Consider the following 23725-nt stretch of genomic DNA (forward strand, 5'->3'; position numbering starts at 1 on the left):
AGGCACCCGGGCGGTCATCTGCTGCTGGCGTAAGGCCGGGCGCACGGCGCGACGGTCGGCCGCGGGCCCGGCCGGACGGGTCACCAACCCTCGAGCGACCAGGCCATCTGCCAGAAGCGGATCTCGTGGCGGCAGCTCAGCTCGAACGCGCGCTCCATGCGCGCGCGCTCCGCCTCGCCCGCGTCCGCGGCGAGCGCGTCGAGGCGTGCGCGCAGGTCCGTGAGGACGTCCTCGGTGCGCTCGGCCGCGTAGAACTGCCACCAGCCCGCGAGCGGGTGGTCGTCGCCGAGGGCGCCGGGCGTCGTCTCGCGCTCGCCGAGCCAGAAGCGCCGCGCGGACCAGATGTAGGTCCACGGGCACGGGAGCAGCGCGGCGAGCAGCACGCCGAGCGAGTCGCGGCCGGCCGCCGTCATGTGGTCCACGTAGGCCTGCGCGCTCGGCGCGAGGCGGTGCGTCTGCGCCTCCTCGTACGTCACGCCGAGGAAGTCGCACATCGCGTGGTGCGCGTGCGACTCGTCGTCGAGGAGGAAGCCGGCCTTGTCGTGGAAGTAGGCCGCCCACGACCGGTCGGGCGCGAGGGCCATGCCGAGGCCGTAGCAGCGCAGGTAGGCCGTGAGGTACTGGTGGTCCTGGCCCACGTAGTGGCGGACCGCGGCGGGCTCGACGGAGCCGTCGCGCAGCCCGGCCAGGAAGGGGTGGTCGTAGAACGTCTCGAAGAGGTCCGCGTACCGGCGGGCGAGGTCGGCGGTGAAGCCGGTCTCCTCCTGCCGGACGAGCGCGGTCGGGTCGTCCGCGAGGACAGGGTTCAGGGTGATGGCAGCAGGCGTCGTCATGCCCACGTTCCTCCGCTCGTGCTAGCGAGATCAGGTTCGACGGGTCCGGGCGGCCGTACCGCTCGTCTCAGTCCCTCGGCCCGGGCCGTGGCCCGGGCGGGACGCCCCGCGTGGTTCGCGCCGACCCTAGCAAGGACGGCGCCGGTGCGGGAGCCCTCGCCGCGGTGCGGGAATATAGTTGTAGCAACAACAAGTTGGAGCAGACATGACCACGAGCACCCCGGGCGCGCCGACCGACCGCCTCCTGTCCCCGTCCACGAGCATGGACGCCGTCACGCTGCGCGTGGGCGACCTCGAGCTCATGACCTCGTACTACACGGGTGCGTTCGCGCTCGCCCCGCTCGAGGAGCGGTCGCGCGGCGCCGAGGTGCACCGCGTGCTGGGCCGCGGGCGCACACCCATGCTGCGCCTCGTGCACACCCCCGGGCTCCCGCCCGTCGACCCGCGCCAGGCCGGCCTGTTCCACACGGCCTTCCTGTTCGACGACGGCCCGAGCCTCGCCGCGACCGTCTACCGCGCCGCGCAGGACCGCCGCGGCACGTTCGTCGGGTCGAGCGACCACCTCGTCAGCGAGGCGTTCTACTTCACCGACCCCGAGGGCAACGGCGTCGAGCTCTACACCGACCGCCCCCGCGAGACCTGGGTGCGCGAGCACGGCCAGATCCTCATGACGACGACGTTCCTCGACCCGAACGACTACCTGCGCACGCACCTCGACCAGGAGACGTTCGACGCCGGACCCTCGCTCGCGGGCCGCGTCGGCCACGTGCACCTCCAGGTCGGCGACGTGCCGACCGCCCACGCCTTCTACGTCGACGCCGTCGGCTTCGAGGCGACGCTCACCGGGTACAGCGGGGCTCTCTTCGCGTCCGCCGGCGGGTACCACCACCACGTCGCGATGAACGTGTGGAACAGCGCGGGTGCCGGGCCCCGCGCCGCGAGCCTCGGGCTCGGCGACGTCGCCGTCACGGTGCCGGGCCGCGAGGACCTCGACGCGCTCGTCGCACGGCTCCGCGCGCGCGGGCTGGAGCACGCGGACGACGGCCGCTCCGTCGTCGTGCACGACCCGTGGGGCACGCGCGTCACGCTGTCCGTGCCGGGGACGACGACCGAAGAGCTGCTCGCTCGCTGAGGCCCGCCGGCCCGGGGCCGGCGCGCCGGGACCGTCGCAGGGGCACGGCGCACGGGCACGGCGCGGGGACGGGCGTGGAGACGGGACACGGAGACGGGACACGAGGCGCACGATGGGAAGACCCGCCCGAGCGCACCGAGGAGCGACCGTGTTCCGCAGCCTCTTCCCCGTCCTCACCGTGGCCGACCTCGACCGGTCGCTGGTCTTCTACCGCGACCTGCTGCGCGGGACGGTCGAGTACGCCTTCCCCGACGCGGTCCGCCCGTCTAGGTGAGCCACCCGCGGACCAGCCGTGGGGCGAGCGCGTCGCACGCGTGCAGGACCCGGACGGCACCGTCGTGGTCCTCGGCCAGGAGGCCGCTCCCCCGGCCGAGCCCCAGGGCCCGACGGGGCTGTCCTAGCCCGCGGGCGCAGGCGCCGCGGAGCCAGCTCCCCGCCGGCACGGTGCCCCCACCGGGACTCGAACCCGGAACACGCCGGGTTTAAGCCGGCCGCCTCTGCCAGTTGGGCCATGGGGGCGCGGGCCGAATCTACCGCGAGCGCGGAGCTCCCCGGGCCCGTCGGCACGACGGCCGCCCGCGCGGGACCCGGACGCGCCGAGGGGCGAGCCGCACGCGCGGCTCGCCCCTCGGCGTCGGGCACGACGGCCGGGCCAGGCCCGGCCGCGGCCTCAGGAGGCCTTCGCCGCCGGCGTCCGGTCGTCGGCGTCGACGGTGCCCGCACCGGACTCCGCCGCGGCCGCCGAGCCCTGCGCGGTCTGCTTGACCGGGTCGCCGTCCTTCTTGGGCGGGACGGACGCGGCGCGGAACTCCGCGCGCGGGTCGTGCAGCGAGCCGAGCGAGACGAGCTCGCGGCCCATGAGGAACTGGCCGATCCAGCCGATGAAGATGCGGATCTTGCGGTTGCCCGTCGGCATCGCCATGACGTGGTAGCTGCGGTGCATGAGCCACGCGAGCGTCCCGCGGAGCTTGAACACGCCGAACAGCTCCGCGACGCCCTTGTACAGACCGAGCGACGCGACCGTACCGACGCTCTTGTGGCGGTACTCGACCGGCGGCTCGCTGTGCAGCTCGAGCGCGAGGTTGTCGGCGAGGCGCGTGGCCTCGCGGATGGCGTGCTGCGCGTTCGGCGGGCAGAACTTGCCCGGGTTCAGCACGTCCGGGACGGCGGCGCAGTCGCCCGCGGCCCACGCGTTCGGCACGACGTTGCCGTCGGCGTCCGCGACCTGGAGCGTCGGCAGCACCGTGATGCGGCCCAGCTTGTCGACCGGGAGGTCGGATGACTCCTTGAGGACCGGGTTCGCCTTGACGCCCGCGGTCCACACGATCGTGTCGGAGTCGAACTCGACCCCGGTCGAGGTGACGACGTGGCCGTCCACGCACGACGACAGGAACGTGCTGAGGTGGAACTCGATGCCGCGCTTCTTCAGCTCGTCGAGCGCGTACTGCGCCATGGGCTCGCTGAGCTCGGGCAGGATGCGGCCCGCGCCCTCGATCATGACGAAGCGGAGGTCCTTCTCCTCGATCGTCGCGTAGTTGCGCGTCGCGTAGCGGGCCATGTCCTCGATCTCGGCCAGCGCCTCGATGCCCGCGAACCCGCCGCCGACGAACGTGAACGTGAGCATGCGGCGACGCAGCTTCTCGTCCCACGTGGACGACGCGACGTCCATGCGGTTGAGCACGTGGTTGCGGACCGCGATGGCCTCCTCCACGTTCTTGAAGCCGATCGCGTTCTCCGCCAGGCCCGGGATGGGCAGCGTGCGCGACACCGAGCCGAGGCCGACGATCAGGTGGTCGTACGTGACCGAGTAGTCGTCGCCCTCCTCCGGGTGGATCGTCACGCGGCGGTCGGTGTGGTCGATCGCGACGACCTTGCCCTGGAGCACGTCGACGCCCTTGAGCGCACGGCGGTGCGGCGCGACGACGTCGCGGCCGTCGATCGAGCCCGCGGCCGCCTCGGGGAGGAAGGGCGCGTACGTCATGTACGGGCGCGGGTCGACGACGACGATCGCCGCCTCGCGGCGACCGAGCTTCTTGCGCAGTCGGCGCGCGGCGTACAGACCCACCGAGCCGCCGCCGAGGACGACGACGCGGGGCACCTTGCGGGGCCGCGGCGAAGCGGTCTGGGCACGGCTGACCGAGGTCAGGTCATTCTGAGGCATGGTTCCAGAGTATTACCGGTTGCGGCACAGGCGAGCCGGAGCGTCCGCCAGACGGGCGTGACGCGCCCCACGCTGCGCGGACGGAGGGGGGCAGAGGCGGGCACACGCGGGCACAGGCGACATTCCGCGTGGCCCGGGACCGGGGTGGTGCGCCGCCGTCCGCCGTCGGCGCACCACCCCGGGCCTGCCGGTCAGCCGATCGCGCCGACGACGGGCGTCGGGCCGGTCGGCGCGAGCCGCACCCCGCCCGCGGGCGGGGTCGCGGGAGGCTCCTGCGACGGCCCCGGGTCGCCCGTCCCGCCCTCGGCGGGCTCGTCGGCCGGCGCCTCGCCCGTACCGCCCGTGCCCGACGACGTCTCCCCCGTGCCCGCGCTCGACGGCACCGCGGTCGGTGCCTGGAGGAACGGCCACGGCATGTCGCGCGTGCGCGTCCCCGTCGCCGGGACGGGGCGGCCGTCGCCCTCGGGGTACTCGACGTCCTCCTCGGCGACCGCGCGCAGCGGGTAGACGTTCCACCGCTCGCGCCCGTCCGTCGCCAGGGCGGGCTGGAAGTACCACATGCCCTCGACGTCCGGCACCGCCCACGGTCCGGAGGCACCCTCCTCGGTGACCGTGCGGACCTGGCGGCCGCGGTCGTCGAAGACCTGGACGTCGCGGAGCGGCTCGCCCGCTGCGTCGTAGACGAAGAGGTTGGACACCTGCGCGCCGTCGACCCACACGCCCGCCGTGCCCGGGGAGTCGCCGCTCCCGAACGACACGCTGCTCACGAGGCCGCTGCTCGCGTCGCTGCGGCCCTGCTCGTAGCCGCGGTCCCACGCGTACGGGCTCGACGCGCTCGCCGAGGCGGCGACGAGGACGGCGGGCACGGCCGCGACGGCCGCGGCGACCGACAGCGGGCGGCCGACCTTCCGCAGCCCGCGCGTGGGGAGCCAGCGGCCCCGGCCCCACTGCACGCTCACGACGACCGCGAGCAGCACGACGACGCGCGCCGACAGGTCCGGCGGGAGCACGGCCACCCGGTACCCCGCGACCAGGGCGAGCACGAGCGTCGCCACGACCCAGCCGCGCAGGACCCACCACGCGGGCGTGAGGGCGCGCAGGAACTCCGCGGTCGAGGCCCACTGGGGCGACGAGGTGACGGGCTGCCACCCCGCGTGCCAGTCGGCCGCGAGCGACGCGCCGAGGGCACGCACCCGGCGGCGCACCCCGGGCCGCGGGCCCCGGGTGCCGTCCGGGGCGGCGGCGGGAGGGAGACCGGCGGCGGCGCGCAGCTCCGCGGCGTACTCCGCGGGCGGACCGAAGAAGGCGACGAGGTCGAGGCCGATGTCGTCGAGCACCTCCGGGGCGTCCGTACCGACCGCGCCGTCGGGACCGCCACCGGGAGCGCCGTCGGGGCCGTCGACGGCGGGTGCCGACCCTGTCGTGCGGCGCGGGAGCGCCCCGGGCGCGTCGACGACCGCCTCGGCGAGGTCGGCCTCGAGCCCGTCGGCGAGCTCCTCGACCTGGTCCGGCCGCAGGTCGGCGAGGTGCGCGCGCACCTGCTGGGCGTAGGCGTGGACGTGCCCGTAGAAGGCCCGTCCCACGGGCGCGCCGGCGGGCGGCTGCGCGGGGGTCGTCGTGCTCATCAGGCGGCCACCTCTCCGGTCCGCAGCAGCGCGGACACGGTGCCCGCGAACGTCTGCCACTCCTTGCGGTGCAGGTCGAGCATGGCCCGGCCCTGCGGGTTGATCCCGTAGTACTTGCGGTGCGGCCCGGCGTCGGACGGTACGACGTAGGTGGTCAGCGCCCCGCCCGCGTACAGGCGCCGCAGCGTCCCGTACACGGACGCGTCCCCCACGTCCTCGAGCCCCGCCGCGCGCAGGCGTCGCACGACGTCGTACCCGTACCCGTCCTCGGCCTCGACCGCGGCGAGCACCGCCGCGTCGAGCACCCCCTTGAGCAGCTGCGTGGTGTCCATCCGTCCCTCCGTCGGGCGTGGCCCCGGTCCGTCCCGATGCTCGGCCACCGGGATCACGGGATGCACACTACCGCGCGATGCGCAGTACCGCGCACACGACACGCCCTCGCCCGGAGACGCCCGAACCCGGGTCGCGGGCGCCCGGCGGTCCGGGTGCCCCACGACGCCGGGCTCGGCGGTCGGGCGGGGAGAGCGGGCCGGGTGTCCGCAGGTCAGGCGAGCGACCAGGCGATCCCGTCGAGGATGTCGTGCTCGCTCGTCACGACCTCGGTGAGCGACCCGCCCGCGGCGGCGACGTCGTCGCGCACGCGGCGCACGACCTCCGACCACACGAGCGCGCCCGCGCCGATGACGTCGACGCGCCCGGGGTGCATGAACCCCAGGGCGGTGCGCTCGGCGCGCGTGCGGTGCAGCAGGTCGTCGCACGCCGCGAGCACGGTGTCGACCGGCAGCACGGACCCGTTGATCCGGTCGCGGTCGTACCGCGCGAGGCCGAGCGCGTGGGCCGTGACCGTCGTGACGGACCCGGCGAGGCCGACGAGCGTCGCCGCCTGCCCGAGCGGCACCACGCGGGCCGCGTCGTCGAGCGCAGCCCGCACGTCCGCACGGGCCGCTGCCTCCTCCGCGGGGGTCGGCGGGTCGGAGCGCAGGTGCCGCTCCGTCATGCGCACGCACCCCACGTCCATCGAGTACGCGGCGTCGGGCGTCGTCGTGCCGAGCACGAGCTCCGTCGAGCCGCCGCCGAGGTCCACCACGACGTAGGGGCCGGGGCGCACGGCCGCGACGGTCGACGTCGCCCCGCGGAACGACAGCGCGGCCTCCTCCTCGCCCGAGACGACCTCGGGCTCGACGCCGAGCGCGTCGAGCACGCCCGCGACGAACTCGTCACGGTTCTCCGCGTCCCGCGTGGCCGACGTCGCCACGAAGCGCGTCCGCGTCGCGCCCAGGTCGTCGATCACCTGCGCGTAGCGGCGCGCGGCGTCGAGCGTCCGCGCGAGCGCCTCGGGGGCGAGCCGCCCCGTGCGGTCGACGCCCTGGCCGAGCCGGACGACCTCCATGCGGCGGTCCAGGTCGACGAGCGTCCCGGCCTGCGGATCGACGTCGGCGACGAGGAGGCGGATCGAGTTGGTGCCGCAGTCGATCGCCGCCACGCGCGAGGCGCCGGGCGGGACGGGGGCGGGCGAGGTGGCCGGCGCGGCGGTCGCGCCCGGGTCCCGGGTGAGAGGAGAGGTGGAGCCTGAGGTCATGCGTCCAAGCGTGCCACGCGGTCAGCAGGTGCAGCGGTCGGGGCGCCACACGTCGCGCACGCGCTCGAGCGCCTCGTCGCCCAGCGGGTTGACGCCCGGCCCGGCCGCGAGCGCATGACCCACGAGCACGTGCAGGCACTTCACGCGCGTGGGCATCCCGCCCGCGGAGATGCCGTCGATCTCCTCGACGTGGCCGAGCGCCTCGCGCTGCGCGAGGTAGTGCTCGTGCGCGCGCCGGTAGGCGGCGGCGAGCTCCTCGTCCTCGGTGAGCCGCTCCGACATCTCCTTCATGACGCCGTTCGCCTCGAGGGTCGAGGCGGCCGCGACCGCGCCCGGGCTCGTGAGGTAGAACGTCGTGGGGAACGGCGTGCCGTTCTCGAGCCGCGGCGCCGTGCGGACGACGAGCGGCCGCCCGCACGCGCACCGCGCGGCGATGCCGACGACGCCGCGCGGCGTGCGCCCGAGCTGCTCCGCGAGCGTCTCGAGGTCGCGCTCGGTGACGACGGCGTCCGGGTCGTCGGCGGGGATGGCCAGGCGGGCGTCGGGCACGGGACTTCCTTCGGGTCGGTCGACGGCGTCGGGGCGACGCCTCACCCATTCTCCCCGCTCGGCGGCGCGTCCTCGTCGCCGCCCGGGTCCTCGCCCGCGGGCGCGGTCCCGTCCGACGTCCCCGCGTCGTCACCGGCGGCCGGGCGCGGACCGCCCGCGACCTGCACCGACTCCCAGATGGCCTCGTACCAGGGCGTGCCCTCCGCGTACCCCTGGACGGGGCCGTCCGTGATCGTCCGTCCGGTCTGCGGGTCGGTGTCGTCGACCACCGTCTCCGGGTCGAGCACGCGCCACGGCCGCTCCCCCGGCATGACGAAGTTGAGCCGGTCCCGCGCCTCGCGCTCGACGTACGCCTGGTCGTCCCAGCGGGCGAGCTCGGCCTCGAGCTCGGTGTGCTCGGCCTGGGCCTGCTCGAGGCCGGCGCGCAGGTCGCGCAGCTCCCCCGTCTGGTTGACGTACGCGCGCAGCGTGGGCAGCAGGAGCACCGCGGCGAGGAGCACGACGACGGACAGAACCAGGGTCCGGACGGTCACCACCTCGGGCAGGAGGAAGCCGTAGCGGCTCCGACGCCGGTCCTCCGGCGCGGGGCCGGCGGCGCGGCGCGTCGACGTCGGTCTGCTCGGCCGCGCGGCGGGGCGGCGCGCGCCGGACGACGACGCGGTCCGGGCGGTCGACCCGCCGGCCGCGGGCTTGGCCGAGGAGCCTGACGTCGTCCGCGGGGCGCCCGGGGACGCCGCGCGCGGGCTCGCGGACCCGGACGACGTGGAACGCTTCGTGGGCTTCGTCCCGGACGTGCCGCGCGCGGGCCCGGAGCCCGGCCGCGCGGGGGCACCGGGGCGCGGAGGACGACGCGAGGACGGCATGCCCCGATTGTGCTGCCGCGAGACGCGGCTCGCCGGGAGCACGCGCGGTGCGCCCGCGAACGTGAGGCGATCGACACGACTTCTTCACCCGCCCGGACGCGCCGGAGCCCGGCGGGCCGACGAGCGGCCCTCCGGGCTCCGGGTGCCGGGTCTCCCCGGCGGGGTCGTGCGCGACCGACGGTCAGCCGCAGGTCAGCCCTGCACCGTCCAGCGCGGGAACGCGCCACGGCCGGCGTAGCGGGCGGCGTCGTCGAGCGCCTCCTCGATGCGCAGGAGCTGGTTGTACTTGTTGATGCGCTCGCCGCGGGCGGGGGCGCCCGTCTTGATCTGGCCGGCGTTCGTCGCGACGGACAGGTCGGCGATCGTCGTGTCCTCGGTCTCGCCCGAGCGGTGCGACACCATCGCGGTGAAGCCGTTGCGCTGCGCGAGCTCGACGGCGTCGAGCGTCTCGGTGAGCGTGCCGATCTGGTTGAGCTTCACGAGGAGCGAGTTCGCCGCCTTGAGCTCGATGCCCTTCGCGAGGCGCTCCGGGTTGGTGACGAACAGGTCGTCGCCGACGATCTGGACCCGGTCGCCGACCTCGGCGACGAGCTGCGACCAGCTGTCCCACTCGTCCTCGGACAGCGGGTCCTCGATGGAGACCAGCGGGTAGTCGCGCACGAGCTGCTCGTAGTACGCGATCATCTCGGCCGGCGTCTTCGCGCCGCCCTCGAACTGGTATGCGCCGTCCTTGAAGAACTCGGTCGACGCGACGTCGAGCGCGAGCGTCACGTCCGTGCCCGGCGCGAAGCCGGCCTTCTCGATCGCGACGAGGATGAGGTCGAGCGCCTCGCGGTTGCTCGCGAGGTTCGGCGCGAAGCCGCCCTCGTCGCCGAGGCCGGTGGCCAGGCCCTTCTCCTTGAGCACGGACTTCAGCGCGTGGTAGACCTCGGCGCCGGTGCGCAGCGCCTCGCGGAACGAGGACGCGCCGATCGGGGCGACCATGAACTCCTGGATGTCCACGTTCGAGTCCGCGTGCGACCCGCCGTTGAGGATGTTCATCATCGGCACGGGCAGGACGTGCGCGTTCGGGCCGCCGACGTAGCGGTACAGGTCGAGGCCCGCGCTCTTCGCGGCGGCCTTCGCGACGGCGAGCGAGACGCCGAGGATGGCGTTCGCGCCGAGCTTGCCCTTGTTCGGGGTGCCGTCGAGGTCGATGAGGGCGGCGTCGATGAGGCGCTGGTCCTCGGCCTCGAAGCCGATGAGCTCCGGGGCGATGTCGTCGATCACGGAGTTCACCGCGCCCTCGACGCCCTTGCCCAGGTAGCGGGACTTGTCGCCGTCACGACGCTCGACGGCCTCGAACGCACCGGTCGACGCGCCCGACGGCACTCCGGCGCGGGCGAACGTCCCGTCGTCCAGGACGACCTCGACCTCGACGGTCGGGTTTCCGCGGGAGTCGAGGATCTCGCGCGCTCCAACGGCTTCGATGCTGGCCACAGGTGCTCCTTCGGGGCAGGGCTGCGGGCGCTTCGAACGGTGGTGGCGGACCCGGGCAGGGAAACCCGGGACGCCGCGTGCGCGCCCGCGACGATGGTGGGTTTACGACCACAGCCTAGTGCCCGGTTGTGACCTGCGCCGCTGCGTCCGGTCCGTGGGCCCCGGGTCGGGGACCTGCGCGCCGACGATCGGGACGAACGTCCCGCCTCAGCCCTGCCCCGCCGGGCCCCCGTCCGCCCCGGTCTCCGCCTGCACCCCTGCCGACGTCGCCTCCGACGTCTCGGCCGCGACGATCCGCGCCTCGACGCGCCGCAGCTCGCCGCGCAGCGCCGCCTCGGCGTCGAGCCCGTCCGCCTCCGCGCGGGCCACGAGCGCGAGCAGCTCGCGCCCGAGGCGCTCGTCGGGCGTCGGGCCGGCGCCGTCCTCGCCGGCCGCCGCGGGCCCGGTGCCCGACGGCGCCGCGAGCGCCGCGCCGACGACGTCGCCCAGGCCGCCGCGACCGGCCCGAGACAGGACCTTCTGCGCGCGGGCGAGCGCCCCCTGCGTGTGCGAGATGCCCTCGAGCACCGACGAGCGCTGCTTCTCCGCCTTCTTGATCGCGTCCCACTGCCCGTGCAGGTCGGTCGCGTCGGCGTCCGCGAACACGTGCGGGTGGCGCCGCACGAGCTTCGCCGCGAGGTCGGCGGCGACGTCGTCGACGGTGAACGGGTCCGGCTCCTCGCTCGCGATGCGCGCGTGGAACAGCACCTGCAGGAGCAGGTCGCCGAGCTCCTCGCGCATCCCGGCGCGGTCGTCGGTCTCGATGGCGTCCGCGAGCTCGTGCGCCTCCTCGAGGAGGTACCGCACGAGCGAGACGTGCGTCTGCTCGCGGTCCCACGGGCACCCGCCCGGGGAGTAGAGGCGGTCCATGACGGCGACGACGTCGCGCAGCGGGTCGGTCGCGGTGCCGGGCGCGCGGTCGTGCGCGGGCTCGTGCGGGTGCGGGGCAGCCGAGGGCTCGGGGGCGGTCACCGCCTCATCGTAGGTTCGCCCGGGCGTGCGGGTCCTGCGCGCCGAGCACGCGGTCGTGGCCCGATGGACGGGCAGCGACCGCGTGCTCGGCAGGTCAGCAGGAGCGGGTCACGACCGCCAGGTGTCCGACAGCGTCACGGAGCCGTCGGCACCGACCGTCGCCGTGCGGTTGCCGCCGCTCTCCCAGACGACGTTCCCGCCGCCGTCGCGCTTGACGTACTTGTACTGGAACGTCGTGCCGGCCGGGAGGTCGACGCGCGCGGTCCACACCGGGTAGGCCGACGACGACAGCGGCACCCCGTTCGCGGGCGCCCAGGAGCCGAGCGCGGGGATGCTGCCGACGACGTGGACCGTCTGGCCCCACGTGGTGCTCGCGGTGACGGAGAACGACGCGTCGCTCTGCCCCTCGCCCGGCCCCTCGACCGGCCCGCCCGGGGACCCGCCGCCGGCGCACGGGTTGCCCGCCGTGACCGTCCCGCCGGAGACGGCGACCGCGGCGCCGGACAGGGAGTAGTCCTTGCCGCCGTTGCTGTCCCAGGCGCCCGAGCCGTTCGTGAAGGCGGCGGTGACGGTCGCGGCGGCGCCCGTCGCCCCGCTGGGCAGCGTGATCTGCCGCGAGACCCAGCCCGTGCAGGCCGCGGCCATCGGGACCCCGGGGACGGCGGTCCAGGCGCCCGTGCCGACCCTGTAGTGGACGTTGTACGCGTTCCAGCCCTTGTCGGTCGCGTAGTAGACGGTCGTCGCGCCCGTCGGGTCGACCGGCCCGGGACCCCCGGTGCCGCCGTCGTCGCGCGCCCCGACGTGGAGCGCGAGCGCCCCGTACGCGGGCACCGTCGCGGTGAAGGTCCCCGAGCCGGAGACGGTGACCTTCTTCGAGCAGTCCTTCGACGCCACGACGTCGCAGTACGTCCCGGCGGGGAGCGAGGTCTGGTACGTGCGCGTCACGGCGTTCGCGGAGTTGTTGATCGTCACGTAGCCCTTGGCGCCCCGCCCGTAGGCGACGTGGTTGTTCCCGTCGTCCCACCAGTTCGTCACCGCGGTGCCCGCGACGGCGTTGTGGAAGCCGACCATGCCCGCGATCTCGGTCCAGCGCTGCGTGCAGACCCACGCGCTGCTCGCGCAGCTCGCGTCGGGCACGGAGGCGGCCGACGCGCCGGGCGCACCCGCGTCCTTGTCGTCCCAGCGGTACCCCGAGTAGACGCTCGGCGCGCCGTAGGGCCACGACAGCATGAAGGTGTTCGCGAGCGTGTACTTGGCGCCCCACTTGTAGCTCATGGTCTCGCCGTTGCGCTCGGTGTCGTGGTTGTCGACGAAGACGCCCGCGCGGTCGGAGGGCAGCTTGTCGTCGCCGATCGTCCGCAGGTCCTTGATCTGGCCGTCGAACCGGGACTTCAGCTCGCGCGCGTAGAAGAACTCGTGCGAGTCGCCCGACCCGAGGTACTCCGCGGGCTGGATCGGCTCGCCGCTCGCGCCGATGACCTCGTGCACCCAGAAGACGTCCGGGTTCGTCAGCCGCGCCTTGATCGCCGCGAGGTCGGACGCCGGGATGTGCTTCGCGGCGTCGATGCGGAAGCCCGAGACGCCGAGCGACAGGAGGTCGTTGAAGTACCCCGCGATCTTGCCGCGGACGTAGTCGGAGCTCGTCCGCAGGTCCTGGAGCGAGACGAGGCGGCAGTTCTGGACGTTGTACCGGTCGCCGTAGTTGCTGATGTTCGACCGGCAGTCGTTGAAGTCGTCCGGCCCGTACGGGACACCCGGGAAGCTGTCCACGGCGTAGCTCGTCCCGCCGGTCCCGGTGCCGGACCCGGTGTCGGCGCCCGCCGTGTGGTTGACGACGGCGTCGACGATCACGCCGACCCCCGCCGCCTTGCACGTGCTCACCATGCGCTGGAACTCGGCCCGCGTGCCGAGCTTGGACTCGAGCTTGTAGCTGACGGGCTGGTAGGAGGTCCACCAGGCCGTGCCCCGGATGTGCTCCTGCGGCGGCGAGACCTGGACGTAGCCGAACCCGGCGGGGCCGATGGTGCTCGTGCACTCGGCGGCCACGGAGTCCCACGTCCACTGGAAGAGGTTGAGGATCACGTCGCCCCGGCCGTTCGGGGAGTCGACGACGGGCGTCGGCACCGGTGGCGCGGCCGCGGCGGGCGCGGCGACCGGGACCGCGGCCAGCGCCGCGGTCAGCGCGAGGGCCGCCGAGGCGCCCGCCGCGAGGACGCGGCGCAGGCGGCCGTGGCGCCGGCGGCCGCGGGGCCGGCGGGCGGAGCGTCCTGCGGGGACAGGGGTGGGCGCCGGTGGTGCGGCGAGGTCGGTGGTGCGCGTCATTGCAGCTCCTTCGAGGATGCGGCCGCCGCGCGCTCGGCGTCGAGCACGGGCGGGCCACGCGGTGATGACGAGCGCCCCGGGGTGGCGGGCGCGACCGGATCCTGCGGCTTTGCAGGATGTTTCCGGATGTTGCTGCAACCTTACAGAGACGGACGCGGCCTGTCACGACCCGTGTCGACGGGCCGTGCCGGTGCGGCGGCGGCCCGGACGGCATAGCGTCGGAGGACACGCCGAGAGGAGACGCCATGGGAACCAAGCGCCGGTGGAAGGACCTGACGAAGGGTCAGCGCATCGCCGTCGGGGTCGTGGGGGCGGCACAGGTCACGCTCACCGCCGCGGCGTACCGGGACCTGGTGCGCCGGCCGGCCGAGCAGGTGAACGGGACCAAGCTCGCGTGGGGCCTCGCGCTCCTCGTCAACTGGGTCGGCCCGATCGCGTACTTCCTCGACGGCCGCAAGAGCTGACCGCGGGAGGGCTCAGCCCTCGACCGTGATCCCGGCCGCCGGCTCGAGCAGCGTCAGCGCGCGCCGCAGCGCGGTGCTCGACGTGTGCACCGTGTAGGGGAAGTAGACGACCTCGACGCCCACCTCGGCGAAGCGGCGCTCCAGCTCGGCGCCCTTCGGGGTCCCGCGCCAGTCGTCGCCCTTGAAGAACACGTCGAACGGGCGCTGCCGCCAGGTCTCGAGCTTGTCGGGCTGGGTCTCGACGAACACCTCGTCGACGAACCGGACGTGGCGGACGATCTCCGCGCGCTCCGTGACGGGGACGACCGGGCGCCGCCCCTTGGCGAGCTCGAGCATGTCGTCGTCCACGACGCCCGCGACGAGGTAGTCGCACTCGCTGCGGGCGTGCCGGAGGACGTTGAGGTGCCCGACGTGGAACAGGTCCCACGCACCGGGGGCGTACCCGACCTTCATGCCCGTCCTCCCGTCCTCGGCCGCGCGCCCCGCACGGCGAGGGGGCCGCGTCCAGGCTAGGACCGGGAGGAGGCCCGGAACCACGCCCCCCGAGGGTGAAGAGTGCGGCCCACCGGGTGAATTGTGGGCCCCACGAGCGCGTGGGAGCGCACCCGCCCGTCCGCCCGGCAGGGCCCCGATCGCTGCGTGCTACCTTCGGTCGGTCGCCTTTCCGGACGACGTCCCCGCGCACCGGAGGGAGTGCCGACCTCAGTCATGCCGTCCCAGGTCCTCACCGTGTGCACCGGGAACGTCTGCCGCTCCCCCACCGCCGAGAGGCTGCTGAGCATCCGCAGCGACACGAGCGTCACGGTGTCGAGCGCCGGGACGCACGCGCTCGAGGGGGCCCCGCTCGACGAGCCGATGGCGCGGCTGCTCGCGGCACGCGGCCTGGAGGCGTCGACGCACACCGGCCGGCAGCTCACCGCGGCGATGATCGAGCAGGCGGACCTCGTCCTCACGATGTCCCGGGCGCAGCGGGCCGCCGTCGTCACCCTCGTCCCGCAGGCCGTGCGACGCACCTACACGCTCCTGGAGCTCGCCGCGCTGCTCTCGGCCGTGGACCTGCCCGTCGACCCGGACGAGACCGACGCCGACCGGATCGCCCGCCTCCCGGAGATCGCGAGCGCGCAGCGCGTCCGGACGATCACCCCGCGCACGCCCCTCGACATCCCGGACCCGCACGGCCGCTCCGAGCGGGCCTACCGGCAGGCGTTCACGACGATCGACACCGCGGTCGCGGCGGTCGCCCGCGTCGTGCACCCGCCCGCAGCCCGGCGCCTCGAGTGGTCCCCCACCCTCACCGAGCGCGGCGCGCGCACGCCGCCGTTCCCCGGCGCCGGCGACGGCACCGACCCCACCGGGCGCGGCGGCAGCAGCTCCCCCCGGCACGGCGGCCGGCGGAGCTGGCGCCTGCGCTGACCGCGCGTCAGCGGGCCGACGACGTCCCCACCGTCGCGGCCGCGCTCACCTCGCCGAGCACCACGGCGTCGATGAGCTGGCGCGCCCACCCGAGGACCTCCGCACCGCGCAGCGGGCGGCCGCCGATGCGCGCCGTCGTCGGGTACGGCACGAGGATCGCGCGGATCGCGGGCTTGAGCAGCGTGCCCGGGTAGAGGCGCTTGAGCCGCAGCTGCGCCGACTCGGGGAGGTCGACCGGCGCGAACCGGATGAACTTGCCCTGCGCCGTGACGTCCGTGAGCCCTGCCCGGCGGGCGTGGTTGCGGAAGTCCGCGACGTCGAACAGCGCGGACGCGACGTCCGGGAGCGCGCCGTAGCGGTCGACGAGCTCGGCCCGCACCTCGGCGAGCTCCGGCGCGTCGGCCGCGGCGGCGATCTTCTTGTACGCCTCGAGCCGCAGGCGCTCGGTCGCGATGTAGGACTCCGGCAGGTGCGCGTCGACCGGGAGCTCGATCGACACCTCCGGCTGCTCCTCGGGCCCGTCGCCGCGGTAGTTCGCCACGGCCTCCCCCACCATGCGCACGTACAGGTCGAACCCGACGCCCGCGATGTGCCCGGACTGCTCCCCGCCGAGCAGGTTGCCCGCGCCGCGGATCTCGAGGTCCTTCATCGCGACCTGCATGCCCGCGCCGAGGTCGGTGTGGGCCGCGATCGTGGCGAGGCGGTCGTGCGCGGTCTCGGTGAGGGGCCGCTCGGGCGGGTACAGGAAGTACGCGTACGCGCGCTCGCGCCCACGGCCCACGCGGCCCCGGAGCTGGTGGAGCTGGGACAGCCCGAGCATGTCCGCGCGCTCGAGGATGAGCGTGTTCGCGTTGGAGATGTCGAGGCCCGTCTCGATGATCGTCGTGCAGACGAGGACGTCGAGCTCCTTCTCCCAGAACGCCCGGATCACCTGGTCGAGCTGGTGCTCGTTCATCTTGCCGTGCGCGACGCCCACGCGGGCCTCGGGGACGAGCTCGCGCAGCCGCGACGCGGTGCGCTCGATCGTCTCGACCTTGTTGTGCACGTAGAACACCTGGCCCTCGCGCAGGAGCTCGCGGCGCAGCGCGGCGGCGATCTGCTTCTCCTCGTACGCCCCGACGTACGTGAGGACGGGGTGCCGCTCCTCCGGCGGGGTCGCGAGCGTCGACATCTCGCGGATGCCCGTGACGGCCATCTCGAGCGTGCGCGGGATCGGGGTCGCGGACATGGCGAGCACGTCCACGTTGGTCCGCAGCTGCTTGAGCGTCTCCTTGTGCTCGACGCCGAACCGCTGCTCCTCGTCGATGATGACGAGGCCCAGGTCCTTGAACCGCACGCTGCCCGTGATGAGGCGGTGGGTGCCGATGACGACGTCCACGGTGCCCTGGGCCAGCCCGTCCACGACCTCCTCGGACTCCTTGGGGGTCTGGAAGCGCGAGAGCGCCTTGACCGTCACGGGGAAGCCCGCGTACCGCTCGGAGAACGTCTCGAGGTGCTGCTGCACGAGCAGCGTCGTGGGCACGAGCACCGCGACCTGCTTGCCGTCCTGGACGGCCTTGAACGCCGCGCGGATCGCGATCTCCGTCTTGCCGTAGCCGACGTCGCCGCACACGAGCCGGTCCATGGGGACCGTCTTCTCCATGTCGGCCTTGACCTCGTCGATCGTCGCGAGCTGGTCGGGCGTCTCGACGTACGCGAACGCGTCCTCGAGCTCGCGCTGCCACGGCGTGTCCGGGCCGAACGCGTGGCCCTGCGTCGCCATGCGGGCCGAGTACAGGCGGATGAGCTCGCCCGCGATCTCCTTGACGTGCTTGCGCGCGCGGGACTTCGTCTTGGCCCAGTCCGACCCGCCCATCTTGTTGAGGCTCGGCGCCTCGCCGCCCGTGTACTTCGTGACCTGGTCGAGCTGGTCCATGGGCACGAACAGGCGGTCGCCCGGCTGGCCGCGCTTGCTCGACGCGTACTCGATCACGAGGTACTCGCGCGTCGCGGCGTTGCCGCCCGTGCCGAGCGTGCGCTGCACGAGCTCGACGAAGCGGCCCACGCCGTGCTGCTCGTGCACGACGAAGTCGCCCGCCTTGAGCTGGAGCGGGTCGACGACGTTGCGACGCCGGCTGGGCATCTTGCGCATGTCGCGCGTGCTCGTGCCGGCGCGGCCCGTGAGGTCGGCCTCGGAGAAGACGGCGAGGCGCAGCCCCGGCGCGACGAAGCCCTTGCCGACCATCGCCGGGGTGACGAGGACGATGCCGCCCTCCGGCTCGTCGTCGAGCCGCGGCACGAGGCGCGCGGGCGTGTCCGCCGCGCCGAGCTGCTCGACCATGCGCTTGGCCGGCCCGTGGCCCTCCGTCGTGAGCACGAGCCGCCAGCCCGCGTGCTGCAGGCCGCGCACGTCGTCGAGCGCGCGCGCCACGTCGCCGCGATAGGACTCGACGTCGCGCGCGCCGAGCGTGAAGGTCGGCACGCCGTCGGCGCTCTCGCCGACGTGGGCGGCCGTCGTGCCCGCGCCGTCGCTCGCCGCGGCGGTGCTCCCGCCCGTGCTCCCGTCGGCGTCCGGCGGGACGTCCAGGTCGGGGTTGTCGAGCGCGAACGACGACAGCGTCCACCAGCCCAGCCCGCGGCGCTGCGCGACCGCGCGCACCTCGGAGAACGTCTCGAACGACGCCGCGGACAGGTCCACCGGCGCCTTGCCGCCCGCCACCGCACCCGTCCAGGCCGCGGCGAGGAACTCCTCCGTCGTCGCCACCAGGTCGTGGGCGCGACGGCGCACGCGCTCGGCGTCGTCCACGACGAGGAGCGCGTCGTCGGGCACGAGCTCCAGCACCGGGACCATGCGGTCCACGAGCACCGGCGCGAGGGACTCCATGCCCTCGACGGCGACGCCCGCCGCGAGCCGGTCGAGCATCTCCGTCGCGCCCGGCAGGTCCTCCACGAGCGCGGCGGCGCGCGCCCGCACCGAGTCCGTGAGCAGGATCTCGCGGCACGGCGGCGCCCACAGCCCGTGCTCGGCGATCTCCAGGCTGCGCTGGTCCGCGACCGCGAACCAGCGGATCTCCGACACCTCGTCGCCCCAGAACTCCACGCGCAGCGGGTGGTCCTCCGTGGGCGGGAAGATGTCGAGGATGCCGCCGCGGACCGCGAACTCGCCGCGCCGCTCGACCATGTCCACGCGCGTGTACGCCGCCGCGACGAGCCGCTCCGCGACGTCCGTGAGGTCCGCGGTCGTGCCCGCGTGCAGCGCGACCGGCTCGAGGTCCCCCAGACCGTCCACGACGGGCTGCAGGAGCGCCCGGACGGGCAGGACGAGCACCCGGACGGGACCGGACGGCCCGACCTCCGGGTCCGGGTGCGCGAGGCGGCGGAACACCGCGATGCGCTTGGCGACCGTGTCCGCGCGCGGGCTCAGGCGCTCGTGCGGCAGGGTCTCCCAGCTCGGCAGCACCGCGACGACGTCGCCGAGCTCGTCCGGCAGGTAGGCGCGCACGCTCGCGGCCAGCTCGTCGGCGTCGCGGCCCGTCGCGGTGACCACGACGAGCGGCCGCGAGCCGGTGGCCCACGCCTGGCCGGCCCGGGCGTCGGCCGCCGGGGCCTCGCCGTCCGGCACCGGCCCCGTCGCGCGCGCCCCCGCCATCGCCGCGAGGAGCGGCGGGCGGACGCCGGCCGGGCCGACGACGTCGGCCTCGCCGCGTGCGCGCACGTGCTCGACCGCGGCCGCCGCGGCCTGGTCGGCGAGCAGCGCGGGCAGGATGCCGGTGAGGTTCATGGGGGTCCTTCGAGGAGAGGGCACGACGACGGTCCCGACCGGGGCGGGCGATCGGGTCCGGCGTCCACACTACGCGCGTGGACCCACATCGTTCCGCGCGCGGTCCTGCGTCAGGCCCCTGCCACCGGGGCCTCCTCCGAGCGACCGGCCGCCGCGGCCCGCCGTCGGGCGCGCAGGTCCCGGGCGACCCAGATCGAGTTCGGCACCACCTGGAAGACGAAGATCGCGACCGCCGACCCGACGACCGGCCCGGCCGCGCCCAGCGGCTCGATGAGCACCCACGAGAGCGCCACGTTGCTCACGGTCATGAGCAGGACGGGGACGACCTGGAAGCGCAGGCCGCGCTCGTCGGTCATGTACATGCCCGGCGGGTAGTTGAGCGCCTGGACCGCCACGAGCGCGCAGTAGCCGAGGACGAGCGCGAGGGGCACGGTGATCTTGCCGTCGGCCACGACGTCCTGGAGGAACGGCAGGCACAGCGCGAGCACCGCGGACAGCAGCACGCCTCCGGCGAGGAACGCGAGCGAGATCCGGAACGGGCTCATCACCTCGTCGCGCGCCCGCGCCTGCGCGAAGTAGGGCCACATGCTGACCCCCGCCGCGATGATCGCCTGCATGACGAGCCCGAAGAGCTGGGTCGCGAACGTGTACTGCGCGAGCGCCTGCGTCGTGGACAGGTGGGACAGGAGGAGCCGGTCGCTCTGCATCGCCACGGGCATCGCGACGGACTGCACGAGCATCGGCACCGCGACCGCCGCCACCGGGACCCCGGGCACCGCCCGGCGCCGCGGGACGTCGCGGAACGCCCGGCCGACCTGGGGTGCCAGCAGACGCGCGGCCACGCTCACCGTGATGGCCGACGCGAGCCCGGCCGCGACGTAGGAGACGAGCGCGACGTAGTCGCCGCCCTGCCCCTTGCCCACGAGGACGAGCACGACGACGCCGACGAAGAAGAGCGGCGACACGATGCCCTGGAGGAACGTCTGGAGCACGTTCTGCTTGAGCCCGATGAGGACCCGGATGCCGATCCCGAGCGGGAGCGAGAGCCCGAACACGACGAGGCACAGGGTCGCGACGACGTCGCCGCCCGCGACGAGGCCGTCGCCGAGCAGGAGTGGCCACCACCCGAGGAGCTGGATCGCCACGCACACGGCCGCGATCGTCAGGCCCGACACGGTGAGGACGCGCAGCGCCGTCGTCAGCGTCCGGTGCACGCGCTCCGACTCGCGCGGGGACGACGCCTCCGCGATGGCGTTGATGACGACCGCGCCGATGCCCAGGTCGGCGAACGGCAGAAGGTTGCGCAGCCCGTTGAGCAGCCCGTACTGGGCGTACGACGCGACGCCGAAGTGCTCGATGATCAGGCGGCTGGTGACGATCCCGAGCAGGCCCGCCAGGCCCATCACGGCGACCTTGGCGCCGGCCGTCCCGGTCACCGAACGCCAGAGGCCCACTCGTCCTCCTCGTGCTCCCGGTGCGTCGCCCGCAGGCCCGAGCGCCGGACCGCTGCCCGGAATTCACGATCTTAGGACCTTCTCCACGAGATCCGACCGCCGCGGGAGGGTGAATCCCGCCCGACCTGCGGCGACCGTCCGGTGCGCCCGACTACGGTGGACGGCAGGGCCCGTCGCCGACGGTGCCGACCGGCCACGGAGGGCGAGAGATGACGCTGCGCGAGTACGTGACCGCGGTGCTGCGCCACTGGATCGTGGTCGCCGTGTGCGCCGTCCTGGGGGCGGTCGCCGGGTTCGGCTACGCCCGCTCGGAACCGAAGGTCTACCAGTCGTCGGCGTCCGTGATGGTCGTGCCCGAGCAGGGCGAGAACGCCGCGGAGCTCGTGCAGGGCTCGAACTACGTGCAGAACCTCGTCGCGTCGTACGCGGTGCTCGCGCAGTCGCCGTACGTGCTCGAGCCCGTGATCGACGACCTGGGGCTCGACACCACGCCCGCCCGCCTGGCCCGCAGCGTCAGCGTGAACACGCCGCTCAACACGGTCGTCATCGAGATCGCGGTGAGCGACACCTCGCCCGACCGCGCGCGCGAGATCGCCGACGGCATCAGCGACCAGCTCGCGCTGGCCGTCCCCGAGCTGTCGCCGCAGCTGGCCGACCGCTCGTCGGCGGTGCGGATCACGACGATCGCCCCCGCCCGCCAGCCGGTGAACCCCATCGCGCCCAACACGCGCCTGCTCATGATGGTCGGCCTCGCCGCCGGGCTCGCCGTCGGCGTGACGTACGCCGTCCTGCGCGAGCTGCTCGCGCGTCGTGTCGTCAGCTCGTCGTCGATCCAGTCGATGCTCGGCGTGCCGTTCCTCGGCGAGGTCGTCAAGGTGCCGTCGCGCACGTCGCTGCCCGCGGTCGTCGCCGCCGGGCCGGGGAGCCGCCCGTCCGAGAGCGTGCGCACGCTCGTCGCCAACGTCCGCTTCGCCGACGTCGACCACGGCCGCCGCGTGCTCATGGTCTCGTCCGGCGACGCGGGCGAGGGCAAGAGCTCGATCGCGATCAGCCTCGCGCTCTCGCTCGCCGAGGACGGGAGCAGCGTGCTCCTCGTCGACGCCGACCTGCGCCGGCCCTCGATCGCGCGCGTCACCGGGCTGGAGGGGTCGGTCGGCCTGACGAACCTGCTCGTCGGCGACGTGGCCCAGGAGGACATCGTGCTCCCCTGGACGCGCCCCAACCTCTTCGTGCTGCCGAGCGGCGTCCTGCCCGCGAACCCCGGAGTGCTGCTGTCCTCCGAGCGGCTCGTCGCCGTGATCGGCGACCTGCGCACGCACTACGACTACGTCGTGATCGACACCGCGCCGATCCTCCCGCTGAGCGACCCGCTCTGGCTCTCGCGCGCGGTTGACGGCGTGCTCGTCGTCGCCCGGGCGCGCAAGACCCGCATCTCGCGGCTGCGCCAGACGGTCGACAAGTTCGAGCGGGGCGAGGCCGACGTCATCGGCATCGTGCTCAACGACGTCAAGCCGCGCGGGCGCAGCGCCTACTACGTCAACGACTCCCGGGTCGGCGTCCCCGGCGCGTTCACGCGCGAGCCCGGGTCCCCGGACGTCCGGGCCGCTGCGGCGACCGGGGAGGCTGCGGCGACCGGGGACGCGCCGTCGGCCGGGGACGCGCCGGCGGCCCGGGGCGCCGCGGAGACGCGCGCCGTCGAGGACGCGGACCGCCGCACGCGGCCATGACGGCGCGAGCCGAGCCCGGCGCCGGAGCACGGGCCGGGGCCGGGGCAGAGGCCGGAGCCGTCCCCGCGGCGGCACCGCTGCCCGGGGTGTCCGACGTCGCGACGCGGATCGCGGCCGGCGCGGCAGCGCTCGCCTGCGGCGCCTGGATCCCGATCGTCGCGGGGATCACCCCGGCGCTCGTCGTCGGGCTCGTGCTGCTCCCCGTGTGGCTCCCCGTCGTGCGCCGGTCCCGTCCCGGCCGGTGGTTCGTGGGGCTCGGCGTCCTCGCGCTGCTCAGCGGCGTCCTGCTCACCGAGCTCTCCGCCCCGGACCGCGTGCTGTCCTCGCTGGCCCTGCGCGACGGCCTCATCACCCTCTCCGCGCTCGTCCTCGGCGCCGGCGTGCTCCTGTGGTGCCGCGCCGTCCTCGAGACGTCGACCGTCGCGGTCCTCTTCGGGGTCGGTGCGCTCGCCGCGGCCGTGCTCCGGACGGGGGGCGCCGACAACCCCTGGAAGTACACGTTCGGCATGCCCGTGACCGTGCTCGTGCTCGCGCTGTGCCTCAGCACGCGGTCGCGCGGGCTCCAGGTCGTCGCGGCCCTCGCGCTCGCCGGGGTCTCCGCCGTCAACGACTCGCGGTCGGCCGCGACCACGATGCTCATGGTCGCTCTCCTCGTCGCCTGGCAGGCGATGCGCACGGGCCTGCGCGTACGGTCCGGCGGGGTGCGCGTCGCGACGCAGCTCGGCGTGCTCGCGCTCGTCGTCTTCCTCGGGATGCAGACCCTCGTGCTCGACGGCTACCTCGGCGCGGACGCGCAGCAGCGCACCGAGATGCAGATCCAGACGTCGGGCTCCGTCTTCACGGGCGGGCGGCCCGAGATGGGCGCCGCGACCGCGCTCGTGGCGGCGAGGCCCTGGGGGTACGGCGCGGGCGCCGTGCCCAACCTCGAGGACCTGCTCACCGCCAAGACCGGGATGGCGCGGCTCAACTACGACCCGAACAACGGCTACGTGGAGAAGTACCTCTTCGGGTCCGGCTTCGAGGTGCACTCCGTGCTCGGCGACCAGTGGATCCGGTTCGGGCTCGCCGGCATGCTGTTCGCCGTCGTGTGCGTCGTCGTCGTCTGGCGCGGCACGCTGGCCGACCTCGGCCGCAACGCGGCGTCCGCTCTCCTGCTCTACCTCGCGCTGTCGTGCGCGTGGGACCTGCTCTTCAGCCCGTTCTACTCGGTGTCCGCCACCGTCCTCATGCTCGGCGTGGCGATCGCGACCCCGTACACGCTGCCCGACCGCGGCAGCACCGTCCCGGTCGGCTCCCCCTGAGCACGCCGGTGCCCCCGGGTCGAGGACCCGGGGGCACCGGCGGACGTGCGGG

The 23725-nt window shown here is 74.6% G+C and carries 19 protein-coding genes, 1 tRNA gene and 1 riboswitch; of the genes, 6 read left to right on the forward strand and 14 right to left on the reverse strand.

The features are described 5' to 3' along the window. Positions 1-80 precede the first annotated feature (80 nt). Positions 81-833 (reverse strand): TenA family protein, encoded by a 753-nt coding sequence (locus ABIE39_RS12610; protein ID WP_209829499.1) that lies wholly within the window; start codon positions 831-833, stop codon positions 81-83. Next, positions 824-952: riboswitch (TPP riboswitch) on the reverse strand. Its footprint overlaps the gene before it by 10 nt. Before the next feature lie 86 nt (positions 953-1038). On the opposite strand from ABIE39_RS12610, the gene ABIE39_RS12615 reads away from it, so the two are divergent. Beyond that, positions 1039-1965 carry a VOC family protein gene (locus ABIE39_RS12615; RefSeq protein WP_354052002.1) on the forward strand — a complete coding sequence of 309 codons (927 nt, stop codon included), beginning with the start codon at positions 1039-1041 and terminating at the stop codon, positions 1963-1965. Positions 1966-2113: 148 nt separating this feature from the next. Beyond that, complete coding sequence (locus tag ABIE39_RS12620; RefSeq protein ID WP_354052004.1) at positions 2114-2239, forward strand: hypothetical protein; 126 nt, start codon at positions 2114-2116, stop codon at positions 2237-2239. Positions 2240-2410: 171 nt separating this feature from the next. On the opposite strand, the gene ABIE39_RS12625 is transcribed toward ABIE39_RS12620, so the two are convergent. The 10 genes from ABIE39_RS12625 to ABIE39_RS12670 all read right to left on the reverse strand — a co-directional run bounded on the left by ABIE39_RS12625 (position 2411) and on the right by ABIE39_RS12670 (position 13554). Beyond that, positions 2411-2484 (reverse strand) — tRNA-Leu (locus ABIE39_RS12625). A gap of 151 nt (positions 2485-2635) precedes the next feature. After that, positions 2636-4126 carry an NAD(P)/FAD-dependent oxidoreductase gene (locus ABIE39_RS12630; RefSeq protein WP_034651900.1) on the reverse strand — a complete coding sequence of 497 codons (1491 nt, stop codon included), beginning with the start codon at positions 4124-4126 and terminating at the stop codon, positions 2636-2638. Between the two features lie 191 nt (positions 4127-4317). After that, positions 4318-5751 carry a hypothetical protein gene (locus ABIE39_RS12635; RefSeq protein WP_354052005.1) on the reverse strand — a complete coding sequence of 478 codons (1434 nt, stop codon included), beginning with the start codon at positions 5749-5751 and terminating at the stop codon, positions 4318-4320. After that, a complete protein-coding gene (locus ABIE39_RS12640; RefSeq protein WP_034651541.1) occupies positions 5751-6083 on the reverse strand; it encodes a PadR family transcriptional regulator in 333 nt (110 codons plus the stop codon). Before ABIE39_RS12640 ends, ABIE39_RS12635 begins: the two co-directional genes overlap by 1 nt. 212 nt (positions 6084-6295) lie before the next feature. Then, entirely contained in the window at positions 6296-7330 is a 1035-nt protein-coding gene (locus tag ABIE39_RS12645) for a Ppx/GppA phosphatase family protein (protein WP_083385165.1), read from the reverse strand. Positions 7331-7351: 21 nt separating this feature from the next. After that, the gene (locus ABIE39_RS12650; RefSeq protein WP_241769854.1) at positions 7352-7879 is read right to left on the reverse strand and encodes a DUF501 domain-containing protein; all 528 of its coding nucleotides are present in this window, start codon (positions 7877-7879) and stop codon (positions 7352-7354) included. A 41-nt stretch (positions 7880-7920) separates the two neighbouring features. Next, positions 7921-8742, reverse strand: coding sequence for a septum formation initiator family protein (locus tag ABIE39_RS12655; protein ID WP_175008905.1), 822 nt, complete (start codon positions 8740-8742; stop codon positions 7921-7923). Positions 8743-8934: 192 nt separating this feature from the next. Next, the gene (gene eno / locus ABIE39_RS12660; RefSeq protein ID WP_021483383.1) at positions 8935-10221 is read right to left on the reverse strand and encodes a phosphopyruvate hydratase; all 1287 of its coding nucleotides are present in this window, start codon (positions 10219-10221) and stop codon (positions 8935-8937) included. A gap of 207 nt (positions 10222-10428) precedes the next feature. Further along, on the reverse strand, positions 10429-11232 hold the full coding sequence (locus ABIE39_RS12665) for a nucleoside triphosphate pyrophosphohydrolase (RefSeq protein WP_255437193.1): 804 nt from the start codon (positions 11230-11232) through the stop codon (positions 10429-10431). Positions 11233-11340: 108 nt separating this feature from the next. Continuing rightward, a complete protein-coding gene (locus ABIE39_RS12670) occupies positions 11341-13554 on the reverse strand; it encodes a carbohydrate-binding module family 20 domain-containing protein (protein WP_354052008.1) in 2214 nt (737 codons plus the stop codon). 245 nt (positions 13555-13799) lie between these two features. On the opposite strand from ABIE39_RS12670, the gene ABIE39_RS12675 reads away from it, so the two are divergent. Next, positions 13800-14018, forward strand: coding sequence for a PLD nuclease N-terminal domain-containing protein (locus ABIE39_RS12675; protein ID WP_021483198.1), 219 nt, complete (start codon positions 13800-13802; stop codon positions 14016-14018). Between the two features lie 12 nt (positions 14019-14030). Here the strand turns inward: ABIE39_RS12675 and ABIE39_RS12680 are convergent, their stop codons facing one another. Continuing rightward, complete coding sequence (locus ABIE39_RS12680; RefSeq protein WP_043659407.1) at positions 14031-14471, reverse strand: FAD synthase family protein; 441 nt, start codon at positions 14469-14471, stop codon at positions 14031-14033. A 255-nt stretch (positions 14472-14726) separates the two neighbouring features. Between ABIE39_RS12680 and ABIE39_RS12685 the strand changes: the two genes are divergently transcribed. Continuing rightward, positions 14727-15431, forward strand: a complete 705-nt coding sequence (locus tag ABIE39_RS12685) for an arsenate reductase/protein-tyrosine-phosphatase family protein (RefSeq protein WP_051028577.1) — start codon at positions 14727-14729, stop codon at positions 15429-15431. 7 nt (positions 15432-15438) lie between these two features. Here the strand turns inward: ABIE39_RS12685 and mfd are convergent, their stop codons facing one another. Next, on the reverse strand, positions 15439-19191 hold the full coding sequence (gene mfd, locus ABIE39_RS12690; RefSeq protein WP_175008907.1) for a transcription-repair coupling factor: 3753 nt from the start codon (positions 19189-19191) through the stop codon (positions 15439-15441). Positions 19192-19301: 110 nt separating this feature from the next. Then, entirely contained in the window at positions 19302-20645 is a 1344-nt protein-coding gene (locus ABIE39_RS12695) for a lipopolysaccharide biosynthesis protein (RefSeq protein WP_255437194.1), read from the reverse strand. 209 nt (positions 20646-20854) lie between these two features. On the opposite strand from ABIE39_RS12695, the gene ABIE39_RS12700 reads away from it, so the two are divergent. Beyond that, entirely contained in the window at positions 20855-22372 is a 1518-nt protein-coding gene (locus ABIE39_RS12700; protein ID WP_209829491.1) for a tyrosine-protein kinase domain-containing protein, read from the forward strand. Further along, a complete protein-coding gene (locus tag ABIE39_RS12705; protein ID WP_354052012.1) occupies positions 22369-23673 on the forward strand; it encodes a hypothetical protein in 1305 nt (434 codons plus the stop codon). Before ABIE39_RS12700 ends, ABIE39_RS12705 begins: the two co-directional genes overlap by 4 nt. Positions 23674-23725 lie beyond the last annotated feature (52 nt).

The organism is Cellulosimicrobium sp. 4261 (assembly GCF_040546915.1).
Classification (GTDB): Bacteria; Actinomycetota; Actinomycetes; order Actinomycetales; family Cellulomonadaceae; genus Cellulosimicrobium; species Cellulosimicrobium cinnabarinum.